Origin of the sequence: Metasolibacillus sp. FSL H7-0170, assembly GCF_038593115.1 — a bacterium.
Taxonomy (GTDB): Bacteria; Bacillota; Bacilli; order Bacillales_A; family Planococcaceae; genus Metasolibacillus; species Metasolibacillus fluoroglycofenilyticus.
The window spans coordinates 168,594-182,842 of sequence record NZ_CP151964.1 but is presented as its reverse complement, the minus strand read 5'-3'; the positions used below and the strand labels follow the sequence as shown (position 1 = coordinate 182,842).

At 40.0% G+C, this 14,249-nt stretch carries 10 protein-coding genes, 1 pseudogene and 1 other annotated feature; of the genes and pseudogenes, 1 reads left to right on the top strand and 10 read right to left on the bottom strand.

Going from position 1 to position 14,249, the window contains the following annotated elements; all coding sequences use genetic code 11:
• The 7 genes and pseudogenes from MHH70_RS00800 to MHH70_RS00770 all read right to left on the bottom strand — a co-directional run bounded on the left by MHH70_RS00800 (position 1) and on the right by MHH70_RS00770 (position 9,632).
• Positions 1-1,884, bottom strand: a complete 1,884-nt coding sequence (locus MHH70_RS00800; RefSeq protein ID WP_342472275.1) for a reverse transcriptase domain-containing protein — start codon at positions 1,882-1,884, stop codon at positions 1-3.
• A gap of 573 nt (positions 1,885-2,457) precedes the next feature.
• Positions 2,458-3,009, bottom strand: a pseudogene (gene radC, locus MHH70_RS00795) (DNA repair protein RadC); the annotation flags it as partial.
• A 23-nt stretch (positions 3,010-3,032) separates the two neighbouring features.
• Positions 3,033-3,620, bottom strand: coding sequence for a Maf family protein (locus MHH70_RS00790; protein WP_342472274.1), 588 nt, complete (start codon positions 3,618-3,620; stop codon positions 3,033-3,035).
• Positions 3,621-3,718: 98 nt separating this feature from the next.
• Entirely contained in the window at positions 3,719-4,306 is a 588-nt protein-coding gene (locus MHH70_RS00785) for a hypothetical protein (protein WP_342472273.1), read from the bottom strand.
• Positions 4,307-4,407: 101 nt separating this feature from the next.
• Positions 4,408-5,643, bottom strand: a complete 1,236-nt coding sequence (locus MHH70_RS00780) for a folylpolyglutamate synthase/dihydrofolate synthase family protein (protein ID WP_342472272.1) — start codon at positions 5,641-5,643, stop codon at positions 4,408-4,410.
• Positions 5,640-6,908: a folylpolyglutamate synthase/dihydrofolate synthase family protein gene (locus MHH70_RS00775; protein ID WP_342472271.1), complete on the bottom strand. Its 1,269-nt coding sequence runs from the start codon at positions 6,906-6,908 to the stop codon at positions 5,640-5,642. Before MHH70_RS00775 ends, MHH70_RS00780 begins: the two co-directional genes overlap by 4 nt.
• Positions 6,909-6,986: 78 nt before the next feature.
• The gene (locus MHH70_RS00770; RefSeq protein WP_342472270.1) at positions 6,987-9,632 is read right to left on the bottom strand and encodes a valine--tRNA ligase; all 2,646 of its coding nucleotides are present in this window, start codon (positions 9,630-9,632) and stop codon (positions 6,987-6,989) included.
• Positions 9,633-9,747: 115 nt separating this feature from the next.
• Positions 9,748-10,014 (bottom strand) — a binding site (T-box leader).
• A gap of 722 nt (positions 10,015-10,736) precedes the next feature.
• Here MHH70_RS00770 and MHH70_RS00765 point away from each other — a divergent pair.
• Entirely contained in the window at positions 10,737-10,931 is a 195-nt protein-coding gene (locus MHH70_RS00765) for a hypothetical protein (RefSeq protein WP_066162397.1), read from the top strand.
• A gap of 258 nt (positions 10,932-11,189) precedes the next feature.
• Here the strand turns inward: MHH70_RS00765 and MHH70_RS00760 are convergent, their stop codons facing one another.
• From MHH70_RS00760 to hemL, 3 genes are all read right to left on the bottom strand, one after another.
• Complete coding sequence (locus MHH70_RS00760) at positions 11,190-11,942, bottom strand: hypothetical protein (protein WP_342472269.1); 753 nt, start codon at positions 11,940-11,942, stop codon at positions 11,190-11,192.
• 268 nt (positions 11,943-12,210) lie between these two features.
• Positions 12,211-12,615, bottom strand: a complete 405-nt coding sequence (locus MHH70_RS00755; RefSeq protein ID WP_342472268.1) for a hypothetical protein — start codon at positions 12,613-12,615, stop codon at positions 12,211-12,213.
• Positions 12,616-12,958: 343 nt separating this feature from the next.
• On the bottom strand, positions 12,959-14,248 hold the full coding sequence (hemL, locus tag MHH70_RS00750) for a glutamate-1-semialdehyde 2,1-aminomutase (RefSeq protein WP_342472267.1): 1,290 nt from the start codon (positions 14,246-14,248) through the stop codon (positions 12,959-12,961).
• Position 14,249 lies beyond the last annotated feature (1 nt).

The window sequence follows — 14,249 nt, the reverse complement described above, 5'->3', positions numbered from 1 at the left end:
TCAGCGTATACGGCTCTCCAGTTGATTAATCGGAATTTGCTTTTCATGGTGTTTATGGTGACAGTCGTAGCATAGAACTAAGGTTTTTCGGTTTCGTTCAATCATAATACGTTCTAAATACTTAAGGTTTTTCTTTTTCTTCAAGTCTTTTAATTTCCGTATATGATGGACTTCCATTTGACCTTCAGTCGTTCCACATGCTTCACATTGGTTTGCTAATAAACGTTTTTCAAACTCTGTCCTGCCCGAATATTTGTATACATTGGAGATAATATCGGATTGTGTTGAATCTGCTTTTATAGCACCTTTTGCTTTTGGCATATCCTTCAATCTTACAAATTGATGAAGAATTTCATTGCCCTTTTTATCATAGCGTACAAGACATAGCACACCTTGCTTATGCTTTCTCATACTATTTGCTACTTTTGCCGAGGTACTTCGTCGTTTATTAGCCATCGTCTTGATAAAACTACTTTCTGCTAAGTAGAATAACCTATCCAAGTGATGATAGTTATTTGCTAGCTTGTAATAGTTTGCGATGCCCCGCAGTTCCGCATTGTAAGTCATGACTATTTCTAGCTCTGAATTGTTAATGAGCCTTGTTCTATGCGTAATCTTGAAATCGTCTAAATTTCCATAGTTGTATTTTAACGCGAAATCTTTTATTTTCTTCGAAGGGATTTCTAGCTTAATCGCACCCGATAAAGTTCTTTTCTTAATTGGCTGTCCGTGATTTTTATATTTTACACGTTTTATTTTCACTTCTTGCCATGTTCGGAATTCATACCCTAAGAAAGGGACCGGATTTTCTAGATGTGTAACAAGTGTCTTTTCTTCACTTAGTTCAAGCGCCAATTCCTCTTCAAGAAATCTTCCTGCTATCTCTTTTATCTTCATTGCATGCTCTTTATTGCCTGCAATTCCAATAACAAAATCGTCAGCATAACGTACATATTTCATTCTTCGATAGTTTCCGTCCATTGGATCAACAGACGGGACTGTCAGGCTTTTCCTCTTTAGGTTTCGAATTTGTTCAACCAACATCGAGCGCCCTTCCCAAAGTCTATGACCGAATTTATCGTCCACCCTTTGGATTTTCTTTCTGATAGTGTAGATGCTTGATTTCAAATCCTTACTCTCGTTACTTCTTTCCCGAAGTTTTCCGCTATCGAATTTCTTCATTTGTTCTTCCATAAACAAGTCAAACTCATGAAGATAGATGTTCGCCAGTATCGGAGAAATAATTCCTCCTTGTGGCGTTCCACTATACGTTTTGTTATACTGCCAATCTTCCATTACACCGCATGTGAGTGCGTTGTGTATGAGAAGCAGAAACCTTTTATCCTCAATTTTCTTGGAAATTAACTTAATGAGGATTTGATGATTGATGTTATCAAAGAAACCTTTGATATCGCCTTCAATGCACCAAGTCAGCCCTTTCCAAGTGTTTTTGATTTGCGATAGAGCCGTGTGACAACTTCTTCCCCCTCTAAACCCATGTGAGTTACTTGAGAAGACTGGTTCATAAATATTGTCCACAATCATCCTCATCACTTCTTGAATAAGCTTATCCTTGAAATTCGGCACTCCTAATGGTCGTTTCTTACCATTAGACTTTGGAATATAGACTCTTCTTACAGGTGAGAAACGAAATGTACCAGCCTTCAGTTGCTCGATGATTTCATCAATTTTTTGTAAGCTAAATCCATCAATTGTTTCTTCGGTAGTTCCCTTCGTAAGATTCCCTGCGTTCGGATATAATTTAGCATAAGCCTTAATCCACAACTCTTTGTTATACATTAAACGATAACAATCCGTTACCTTGCGACCATGTAAAGAAACATTCCTTATAACGTCTAACTGCCGAAATGGATTCGTTGCCATATTCATGACTCCTTTCTCGTTAACGTTAACATCAACCTGTTTTTCTTCCCCATGCTAAACTCATTACAAGCAAACGTTGGGTACTATAAAAACTCCGTTATCATATGTGATTTTCATAGACCTTTGTCTAATAGCCATTTTAGGCACTCGCACTTAGATAATCCCTGCATTATGACATAAATTTAGAAACGTGATGGTTAGGTATCCCTTTCGACGGTTTCTTCTAGTGGAAGATTGAAGGATAAATCTTACTATGGACAGGAAAGCGGAAATTTCCAACAGACGTTCAGGCAATACGTCTCCCATTTTATCCTCATTACTTGTTAGCTATCGTAAGTAATGGCGCACCCATCGCTCATTCGTCTAGGATTCAGGCAGTATAGCTTTTACCATACATCACTTGGTCTGAAGAACTGACTCGACGCTGATAGCTTTGTCGTCTTTTCTCCTTTTCACATCATGCTATGTTCCCTCTATGAGTTTCCTCTCAAGGTAAGATGCTGACCATAGAACATTGTAAGAAGTTCTAGATTTCATTCGAAATCACTAAATTTACGCACCTTGCAGGCGCACACCTGACGGATGGTTATGCGCACAAATTATGGAAGCCGCAGAGCGCTTTATTGCTTCACGAAACAGCTCTCTCGGGTGAACTATGCTAGCATTAAGCGAGCCAATAAAAATCGTTTGCTTATGGATAATTTGGTTTTTAGTGTTTAAAAAGAGGGCGACGAAATTTTCTTGAGTTAAAGATTCCATTTCAGGCATTAAATATGCGGCTGCATCTTCAGGGGAACGTATCGTGTAACGGGAGTCAATTTCTTTTTGCGCGAGCCTTCTACCAAGCTCAATAGCTGCGAGAAGCTGGACAGCTTTAGCTTCACCAATTCCTTTAATCGAGGTTATTTCTTCAAATGTAGCATGCTTTAATGCGTGGAGCTTTTCAAAATCCATCAGTACTCGATTAGCGAGGGCGAGTACTGATGCTTCTTTTGTACCTGTGCGCAACAAAATAGCTAGTAATTCTTGATTGGATAAACTTTGCGCACCTTGGCGTATTAAGCGTTCTCTTGGACGATCTGCTTCATGAACATCACGTATTTTCAATGCTTGAAACATTGTCATGATACGGCTTCACAACCTTCCCATTAAATTGTTAGTAGGCGTAGATGAATGAGTTGCTCAAATACTGAAGCTAGCGGGAATCCTACTACGTTATTATAATCTCCTTCAATTCGCTCGACAAAAAGAGCACCATGTGTTTGAATACCATAGCCTCCCGCCTTATCAAACGGGTCACCAGAATCAACATATGCTTCAATTAGCTTAGCTGACAGCTTTTTAAAAATTACGATTGTTTCTTCAACGAAAACCGTTTCTTCTCCATCTGGTTGAATAATTACTACAGCCGTTAATACACGATGGTGATTATTTGATAGTGCTTGCAAATGCTGGACAGCTTCAGCGCGGCTTTTTGGCTTATGTAGTAAACGATTTTGAAAAACAACGATTGTATCAGCACCAATAACCGTTTTCCCATGACACTTCGCCGCGACATCACGTGTTTTTAAACGAGCGACCTCCTGTACATACTGCTCAACTGATTGTGCTTGCACGCTCGTTTCCTCTACATTGCTCGTAATTACCTCAAACGGAATGTGAAGCTGTGCTAGTAGCTCCTTACGTCTTGGCGATGCTGAAGCAAGTACAAATTTTGTTTGTGTTATAATATTCATTTCAATCTCCTCCTACTTTTTCTATCATAGCGGAGAAAAGTATTTTTGAACAATTACAGCAAATGTCCAAATTTAATATTTGCTACTCAATTGACTGCTCAAAATTCAATTTTCAAGCAATCATTTTCACCATAATAATGCGTAAAAATATGTAAACGCATCACATTTATATCATTGGAAAGGCTTGTTACTGCTGCGAGTATCTCCCCCCAGTCAGCCGGAACCTCTCCCTCTTTTTGCTCTTGTCCAAAATAATTTTTTAGATACTTTTCATCCATTAGAATTTCAGGTAATCTTTGCATTGTTGGCTCGCTACACGCAGCAACAATTGACAATTGCTTAAAGAAGGCAGATGGCGCCAGTGTCGCAACTTCTTTATTTGTTGATAATGCTGACCAAATGAAAAACTGATTGTCCATTTCAATAATTGCCGCTTTATTCAAAAGGGGATTTGCCGCAATAAACTGCTCCGCGCCTTCCTTGCTTGAAAAAAGGCCATGTTGGCTCGCATAAAAAGAAGCATTTACCTCTTCAACAACTTCCTGCTGCACAGGTAAAACGTCTTCCTTCTCCTCATTTACCTTTTCACTACTCACAAAATTTAATATCATTACAAAGAGAGCAACTCCAATAAGCCCTGAAGCGATACCTAATAACGCAGCTCGAATCCATTCGTTTTTTCGCATGCTTTTCACCACCTTATTAGTACCGTAGCAAATTTGCCATGAAAAAAGACGAGACTTTTGTCAGTCTCGCCAAAAAAGTTTTCCCTATTTTTCTACAAATTTTATAATGAGCAAACCTCTCTTAGTTCGCTTAATAAATATAAGGAGCCCGTCACGATTTTTGTCGAATGACCACGCTTTAAATAATGAGCGACTTCCTCCAGTGTCATTATAGTACCACCAACAGTTGATGGTATTTCTAACATATGCTGTGCTTTCATTGCACGTAGGTTCATAAAATCAACAAAAATAAATTTACTTGCAATAGGCTCTAATAACTGTATTGCCTTAACAACGTCTTTATCTGCTAACATGCCAATAATAATTTCCACTTGTTCATTTGGAAACTGCTGCTGAATTGTCTGTACAAGCGCTGCAATGCTTGCGGGGTTATGAGCACCATCAAAATAGACATTTTCTGAAACTAGCTCAAAACGTCCTGCCACTTGTGCATTGTATACTCCCTGTTGGATGGCAGCCGTATCTAACTTTAACGACAGTGCGGAAGCTACTTCTAAAAAGGCCGTAATCGCAACTGCCATATTCTCTCCTTGATGCATGCCAAGCAGTCTTCGCTCTAGATGATTGATTTCGATTTGACGTACTAAATGTCGATAAGTTGTTCCATCTACTTCAAACTCTTCACCAAGAATAGAAAGTGACGAATTTTGCTGCTTTGCCTCGGCTTTTACAACTTCATAAGCCTCCTTTGGCAAACGACCAATTACAGTAGGCTTATTTTGCTTTATAATGCCCGCTTTATGTCCTGCAATTTGCTCAAGAGTCGTTCCTAAAAAATTCGTATGCTCTAGTGCGATGCTCGGAATTACTGAGACGATAGGTATAGCAACATTCGTGCTATCCTCTCTCCCCCCCATGCCAGCTTCAAGTAATACTAAATCTACTTGTTCGTTTTGAAAATGCAGCAAGGCCGCACATGTTAAAAGCTCAAAGTCAGTTAATAAATGATGTAGCTTCGCCTCAGCCATTTGCTGAAACACCGCATCCATTTGCCTGCGAGAAATTGGCTGCCCATCTATTGAAATTTGATCATGTACATCAACAATGCATGGCGACATAAATTTACCAACTGTCAAACCATAAGCCCGTGCAATGTGCTCAACAAATGTTAATGTTGAGCCTTTGCCATTTGTTCCAGCAAAATGTACCACTTGTAGTGACTGCTCAGGCTGTCCAAGCTGCTGTAATGCTTGCAATATACGCGTAAGCCCTGGCTTAATTACATCATCACTCGGCAATTGCCAGCGTCTTTTATAATCATCGAGTTTTGGAATCATCGCATACCTCGCTCCTTCAAAAAAGTTCGCACCTCACCTATGAAATACAAGGAGCCTGTCACAATTAGTACTTCATCCTGTGCCAACTGCGGTAGCTTCTCGGTTAAAAAATGCGCCCAATCTTCCACAACTTGCTTATTGAAATGCTCACTTTGGTCAGCTAGCACTTGAGCTGAAGCTGCGCGTGGCATCGGAATGGTTGTGAAATAAAGAGCCGTTGCAATTCGTTCCATCATCTGGATACTAACACTGTGGTCTTTATCCTGCAATGCGGCATATAGGAAATGATATTTTTTTGTTGGCTCCACTTGCTGTAATGTTTGAATTAATGCAGCAGTGCCCTCTGAATTATGCGCTCCATCTAAAATTAACTGCTGCCCAAATCGTTCAAAACGCCCTTGCCATTTAGCACGCTGTAATGCTGTGCGCACAGTGTCCTCTTGCAAATGACCTAGTATAAGCTGACTCGCCTTTATGGCAAGTGCTGCATTATTTTGCTGATGTGCCCCCTCCATCGCAGGCTGAATATGTGTGATGACACTATCTTCTTTATAATGGAAGATTCCATTTTGTAAACGCTCAATATGAAAAGCCTCATGCAAAAGATACAGTGGCGCTCCCTGTTGCAATGCTGTTTGTCGAATCACTTTTAGCGCCTCTTGATTTTCTACGCCTACAACAACGGGCTTGCCCTTTTTTATAATACCAGCCTTTTCCGCTGCAATGAGCGCATATGTATCCCCTAACATATCTGTATGTTCCAGTGAGATTGTCGTAATCACACTTACTTCAGGTGTAATCACATTTGTTGCATCCAGTCGGCCACCAATTCCTGTTTCAAGCAGTGCAATATCTATTTTTTCATGTGCAAAATGCTGCAAGGCAATCAATGTCACAATTTCAAAAAAACTCGGGAATTGCCCATTTAGATGGTCTTGGACTGCTTGCACGACTGCATTCGCATAGTGTAAAAACTGCTTATCCGAAATTTCCTGCTGGTTAATTGTAATGCGCTCGTTTGCACGCTCTAAATGTGGCGAAGTAAAAGCGCCTACTTTGAGTCCATGCGCCATTAAAATTTCCCTCGTGGCATTTAATGTAGAGCCTTTGCCATTCGAGCCTGCAAAATGAACAAACTTCGTTTTGTGCTCTGGATGCCCGAGTGCTGACAAAATCTTTTGTGCTGATTCTAGCGGTGCCCCTTTATAGCTGCTTGCCTTTAATTGAAAAATAAAATCCGTACATTGCTGCATCGTTTGAAACATCGCCTACACTCCATCTATCAAATTTATTCCATATTTCTAGAAAAAGGGCGACCAATACTAACTAGTCGCCCATTCATTTTACATATTTTTCAGTTCTGCTAAACGCTTTTCAACTGTTGCATGCTTTTCTTCGTAGTCTGCTAATTTTTCACGCTCCGCTTGCACAAGTGCTTCTGGAGCCTTCGATACAAATTTCTCGTTCGATAGCTTACCAGTCACAAGCTTCACTTCTTTCGACCATTTCTCTAGCTCTTTCTCTAAGCGTGCAATTTCTTCTTCTACATTGATTAAACCAGCTAGCGGTAAAAATACTTCTGCCCCTGTCACTACAGCGGACATTGTTTGCGCCGGTATTTCCACATTTTGACCAATAACAAGTGGCTCTGGGTTACAGAATTTTTCAATATATGCTTTATTCGCTTCAAGCACCTCTGCTGTTGCAGTATCTTTCGCTGATACATAAAGTGCTACTTTCTTACTCATTGGTGTATTTACCTCAGCACGGATATTACGTACCGAACGTATAATATCCATGAGCAGCTTCATGCTTTGCTCATCTTGCTCGAAGTTAAATGCTTTGTTAACAGTTGGCCATGCTGCTACTGTAATCGAATCACCTTCATGTGGTAGATGCTGCCAAATCTCTTCAGTAATAAATGGCATGAAAGGATGTAATAGACGCATAGTTTGGTCTAATACATGCGCTAATACGGAGCGAGTTGTCTTTTTCGCTGCCTCATCCTCTCCGTAAAGTGGTAACTTCGCCATTTCAATATACCAAGAACAGAAATCATCCCAAATAAAATTGTACAATTCGCGACCTACTTCACCAAATTCATACTTATTTGATAATGTCGTTACATGTTCAATTGTGTTATTTAAGCGAGATAAAATCCATTTATCCGCCACTGATAAATTGCCAGTTAAGTCAATTTCATCATATGTTAAGCCTTCCATATTCATTAATGCAAAGCGGGAAGCATTCCAAATTTTATTAGCAAAATTCCAAGTTGCCTCTACTTTTTCTGTTGAATAACGCAAATCTTGCCCCGGTGATGACCCTGTTGCTAAGAAATAACGCAAGGAATCTGCACCGTACTTGTCAATCACATCCATCGGGTCAACCCCGTTGCCAAGTGATTTTGACATTTTTCGCCCTTCTTCATCACGTACTAGACCATGAATGAGTACATCTTTGAACGGACGCTCACCTGTAAATTCAAGACCTTGGAAAATCATGCGGGAAACCCAGAAGAAAATAATATCATAGCCCGTTACGAGTGTTCCTGTTGGGTAATAACGTTTAAATTCTTCATTAGTCGTATCTGGCCAGCCCATTGTTGAAAATGGCCATAAAGCAGATGAGAACCAAGTATCTAATACATCTTCATCCTGTGTCCAATTTTCACTATCTGCTGGTGCTTCTTTCCCAACATAAATTTCGCCTGTTTCGTTATGATACCATGCTGGAATTTGGTGACCCCACCACAATTGGCGAGAAATACACCAGTCACGAATATTTTCCATCCAACGTGAATACGTATTTTCAAAGCGTGCTGGCACAAAATTTACTTTTCCTGCCTCATCTTTTTGTAGCTCTAATGATGCATCAGCAAGCGGCTGCATTTTAACAAACCATTGTGCAGATAAATAAGGCTCTACAACTGCACCTGAACGTTCAGAGTGGCCTACAGAGTGCATATGCTCTTCAATTTTGAAGAGAACGCCAGCATCCTGTAAATCAGCTACAATTTGTTTTCGGCATTCAAAACGGTCCATACCTTGGTATTTCCCAGCTAGCTCATTCATTGTACCGTCTTCATGCATTACTAAAATACGCTCTAGATTATGGCGATTTCCTACTTCAAAATCATTCGGATCATGCGCAGGTGTCATTTTTACAACGCCTGTTCCAAAATCTTTATCTACGTAATCATCTGCTACGATTGGTATTTCACGTCCTACAATTGGTAAAATAACTGTTTTGCCAATTAAATGCTTGTAGCGCTCATCATCTGGATGCACTGCTACACCTGAGTCACCCAGCATCGTTTCTGGTCGAGTTGTCGCAACTTCTACATGCCCTGAACCGTCCGCTAACGGATATTTCATATGGTAAAATGCGCCTTGCACATCTTTATAGATTACTTCAATATCCGATATCGCTGTTTTTGCCGCTGGGTCCCAGTTAATAATGCGCTCACCACGATAAATTAAGCCTTTATCATATAATTGAACGAATACTTCCTTTACAGCATCAGACAAACCTTCATCTAATGTGAAGCGCTCACGTGAATAATCTAGTGCTAAACCTAATTTAGCCCATTGCTCACGAATATGACCTGCATACTCTTCTTTCCATTCCCAAGTTTTTTCTAGGAATTTTTCACGCCCTAAGTCATAGCGTGTCACGCCTTGTTCACGTAATTTTTGCTCTACCTTTGCTTGTGTCGCAATTCCAGCATGGTCCATACCCGGCAACCAAAGTGCATCATAGCCCTGCATGCGCTTCATACGAATAACAATATCTTGTAAAGTCGTATCCCATGCATGCCCTAAATGCAGTTTTCCTGTTACGTTCGGTGGTGGAATAACAATGGAGTAAGGCTCTTTCCCACTTTCTGGCTGGGCCTCGAAAAATTTTCCTTTGAGCCACCATTCATAGCGACCTGCTTCAATCGCATTTGGCTCATACTTTGTTGACATCGTTAACTGTTCAGTCATGCTGCATTCCTCCTAATAATGAAAATCAATGACACTTTGGGATTTTGATTTAGCAAATGTTCGTCCACCTGCATGAGTTTTGCTAAATCAAAATAAAAAACACTCCTTTCGTCTGTAAAAGGACGAAGGAGTGCATGTATTTTGTTCGCGGTACCACCTTTAATTCCAATCAAAAAACGATTGGCTCTCAATTCAGATAACGGTGTTTAACCGGCTTTTGCTAAGGTATTGCTCATGCTCCTAATTTTGAATTAAGAGAAAATACGTTCACAAAAACTGCTCCTAGGCTACATTCAAATGATGGTATTGTAGGAGCTTCTCAGCTACCGCTCCCTCTCTAAACAAACGCTGTCATTTTACTCTTCCTATTCATTGCATCAAATATTTAACTTGAACATATTGTATATAATTTAAAGTGAAATTTCAAGCAACAATTTCTTCAGTACGAAAAGCATATCGACAGCAATATAAAGTGAAACTTCAATCAGTGGATGCTTTTCTCCACTGATTGTTAGTTGAACCAATCGGGCTTTTACGGGCAGTTGATTTCCCGCTTATCCTTTAGTCAATTTTCACTCAAGTCTTGAAGCAGGTGTCTTACTGCCCGTTAATGCGGGGTAAAGTGAAACTTCAATCAGTGGATGCTTTTCTCCACTGATTGTTAGTTGAACCAATCGGGCTTTTACGGGCAGTTAATCTCCCGCTTATCCTTTAGTCAATTTTCACTCAAGTCTTGAAGCAGGTGTCTTACTGCCCGTTAATGCGGGGTAAAGTGAAACTCCAATCAGTGGATGCTTTTCTCCACTGATTATTAGTTGAACCAATCGGGCTTTTACGGGCAGTTGATCTCCCGCTTATCCTTTAGTCAATTTTCACTCAAGTCTTGAAGTAGGTGTCTTACTGCCCGTTAATGCGGGGTAAAGTGAAACTCCAATCAGTGGAGGCTTTTCCCCACTGATTGTTAGTTGAACCAATCGGGCTTTTACGGGCAGTTGATTTCCCGCTTATCCTTTAGTCAATTTTCACTCAAGTCTTGAAGTGGGTGTCTTACTGCCCGTTAATGCGGGGTAAAGAACGACAAATATAAAGTGAAAGGGTGATTATATGCGTAGGAAAAACTACAATCCTTATTTATTGCCTCCGTGGCTGCGCAAAACACGTTTTTATTGCAGAACGATTATTTTGCCAATCGTCGTCTTTCAAGGTGTGCGCGTTTTTATTGTTCCGACAACAGGCGATTTAATCTTACTTCTCGTCTTAGGGCTGCTTGCCTACTTATTATTGACTGATATTATTTGAATCTAACGTCCAAAAAGCGTTCATAGCACTGCTTTTTGGACGCTTCGTTTGTGTTTTAATTAAGTGAAACTTCAATCAGTGGGTGCTTTTCCCCGCTGATTGTTAGTTGAACCAATCGGGCTTTTACGGGCAGTTGATCCCCCGCTTATCCCTAAGCCAATTTCACTTAAGTCTTAAAGCGGGAGGCTTACTGCCCGTTAATGCGGGGTAAAGCATTGACCGTTTGTAGCGTATTTTAAAATGAATAGATAAAATACCTTAATCTTTTTGGACAGACAGCACACTGTAAGTTTCGGTTAGCTCCGCAAAAAAATCATCATGTAATGCTGAATTCTCCGTTTGCTGGGCTACGGGCTGCTGTCCGAGCTCATCATCGTGCGCTATAAATAGATGACTAGTAGAGTCAAGATGCAGCTCTAACTCAGGCTCGGCAGTAGCTTCTAGTTGAGTATCCAACGAATTTTCCGTTTCTTTATAAACGGGTATAGCCGTTTCCTCCACTTGTATCTCATGCGCCGCCACTTCCTCTTGCGCACTAGTTACCGATGCCACTACAGGTTGCGGAGTGTCTTCAATTTGTGGGGCAGCCTCTTGCATTGCTACTTGTACAGTCGTCTCATTTTGCTCCGTAAAATTACATGTAACTTGCCAAACAAGCTGGCAACTTGCTTGATCATGGACGGCTTTCAAATCTTGCACCTTTAGTTCAACAGGTCCCGTTACTTTATCTGCTGGCAAGTCAACTTCGAGCGGCAAGGCATATTCAAAATAACCTGTTGATTGTTCGATATCTATATGTTCGATATATGTTCCATGTACTTGTGAAACAGTTTGTGCTGGATTAAAAGCAACAGAGGCTGTCACATGATAAATACCTGTTAGCCGAATCGATTGTCCATCATCACTTTGCTCCCACTGTGGTGTAACACGCGCTGTCACAACATCTTCAACAGCACCAAGCCCGACTGGAAATGTGAATTGCTCTGCCATATCCCAAGTAATTGTTTTCATCGCTCTCCCTCCTCTATCATTAACTGTATGTTTTCATGGAGGGAAAAATGAATCGTCTTGGACTATCTAATTTTGAGGATTTTTTACAGGCGCCGAGATAATGTTCTGTGATTTCCGTGTTCCATTTAATATTAATCGAGCAGAACGTGATTTATCGATGAATAATTCGCGCGAAAGAATTGGTTGTACTCCATCTACTTTCCTTATTTTTATAAGGCTATTGAGTGCAATTTTTCATCATTCTAAATAATCTCCATTAAATCATGTTTTATTCCCCCGTATACTCCTGTGTATAGTATTCTACACCTTGAGTATCTTTAATTATTCGATCCCCGATTTTTTCGAATTCAAATTGGATGTTTTTATCAATAACTACCGTATATTTTGAGCCTTCAGTAGAAATTTCGGTATCCTCGTAAATCTCACTAAACATCTCGCCTTCTGCTATCTGAAGATTTGCTAAAAACATATCAATATCGCTGTTTTTTCTGCCATCACTCGTACTTCGTTGACCGCTTATTAGCAACCCCTTATCAGTCAAAGCAATCACTTGACCTGCATTATTTTTGAATCCAGAATCTTCAAAATCAGCTATATTTGCCTGTAACTCGTTCTTTACTGTACAGGCAGCTAACAGTAATACTGCAAATAACATGCAGAAATACTTTTTCATATAAATTCCTCCTATCGTCAATCGCATAATAAAATGCTACGACTTTTAAAATCTTCATTCATCAATCAAATTCGTCTCCCTTTAGTATTTGTTATATTCATTTCTTTTTTTATCCGTTAGATTATTTTAATCCAACATTAATGGTCATATTGTAACAAATTACTTATTTCCCTAGGTTAATTTTATAATAACAACCAAAAATACCCTTGTAAACCGATGATATCCGCCACTAAGTCGACATTTTTTTGTCGGAATACTACATATTAGATAATTCTACATTCGAAGTTTTATGCAAAAAAACGCCCAAAAAATCGGTGACTACTCGACTTTTGGACGTTTTTATTTATTTTGCTAATTTCTCAAATACTTTATGGAAAGCATCCACTGTTTTCGCAATATGCTCCTCCGTGTGTGCTGTTGAGATAAACATACCTTCAAATTGCGATGGTGGTAGGAAAATGCCTTCCTCCGCCATGAGCTTGAAGTATTCCGCAAATAATTCTAAATCTGAAGTTTTTGCTGTTTCAAAATTGATTACTTCCTCGTTTGTGAAGAAGAAGCCAATCATTGAACCAGCACGATTTACTGTATGCGGAATATTGTATTTTGTAGCAGCAGCGCGGAAGCCTTCTTCTAATTGGTCGCCTAGCTTACGGAAGTATTCGTATGAATCTTTATTTAAACGCACTAATGTTTCATAGCCTGCTGTCATAGCTAGCGGGTTTCCTGATAATGTACCCGCTTGATAAATTGGACCTGCTGGCGCAATTTTCTCCATAATTTCACGCTTCCCACCGAATGCCCCTACAGGCAAGCCGCCACCAATTACTTTACCTAAACAAGTTAAATCGGGCGTGATGCCATAATAGCTTTGTGCACAGCCGTAGTCTACACGGAAGCCCGTCATTACTTCATCAAAAATTAATAATGCCCCATATGCTGTCGTTAGCTCGCGCAAGCCTTCTAAAAAGCCTGGTTGTGGTGGTACAACACCCATATTGCCAGCAACAGGCTCTAAAATAACTGCTGCTAAATCATTGCCGTATTTTTCAAAAACTAATTTTGCTGACTCTAAATCGTTGTATGCTACTGTTAATGTATTTTTAGCAATATCTGCTGGTACACCAGGACTATCAGGTAAGCCTAATGTTGCAACACCAGAGCCTGCCTTAATTAATAAAGAATCACCATGTCCATGGTAAGAGCCTTCAAATTTTAAAATTTTATCGCGCCCTGTATAGCCACGCGCCAAACGTAGCGCTGACATCGTCGCCTCTGTGCCTGATGAAACGAAACGAATCATCTCAATTGCTGGCAAACGCTCCATCACAAGTTCAGCTAATTTATTTTCAGATAATGTTGGTGCACCGAATGAAGCACCTTTTGTAGCCTGCTCGCTAATTGCTGCGACAACCTCAGGATGAGTATGACCTAAAATTAATGGTCCCCATGATAAAACATAATCGATATATTCATTGCCATCAATATCACGAATTATCGCACCATGACCTGATTCCATAAAAATCGGGCTCATATTTACTGATTTAAACGCACGAACGGGGCTATTTACACCGCCTGGCATTAAATTAATCGCTTCATTAAATGCTTGCTTTGATTTTTCATATGAACGCATA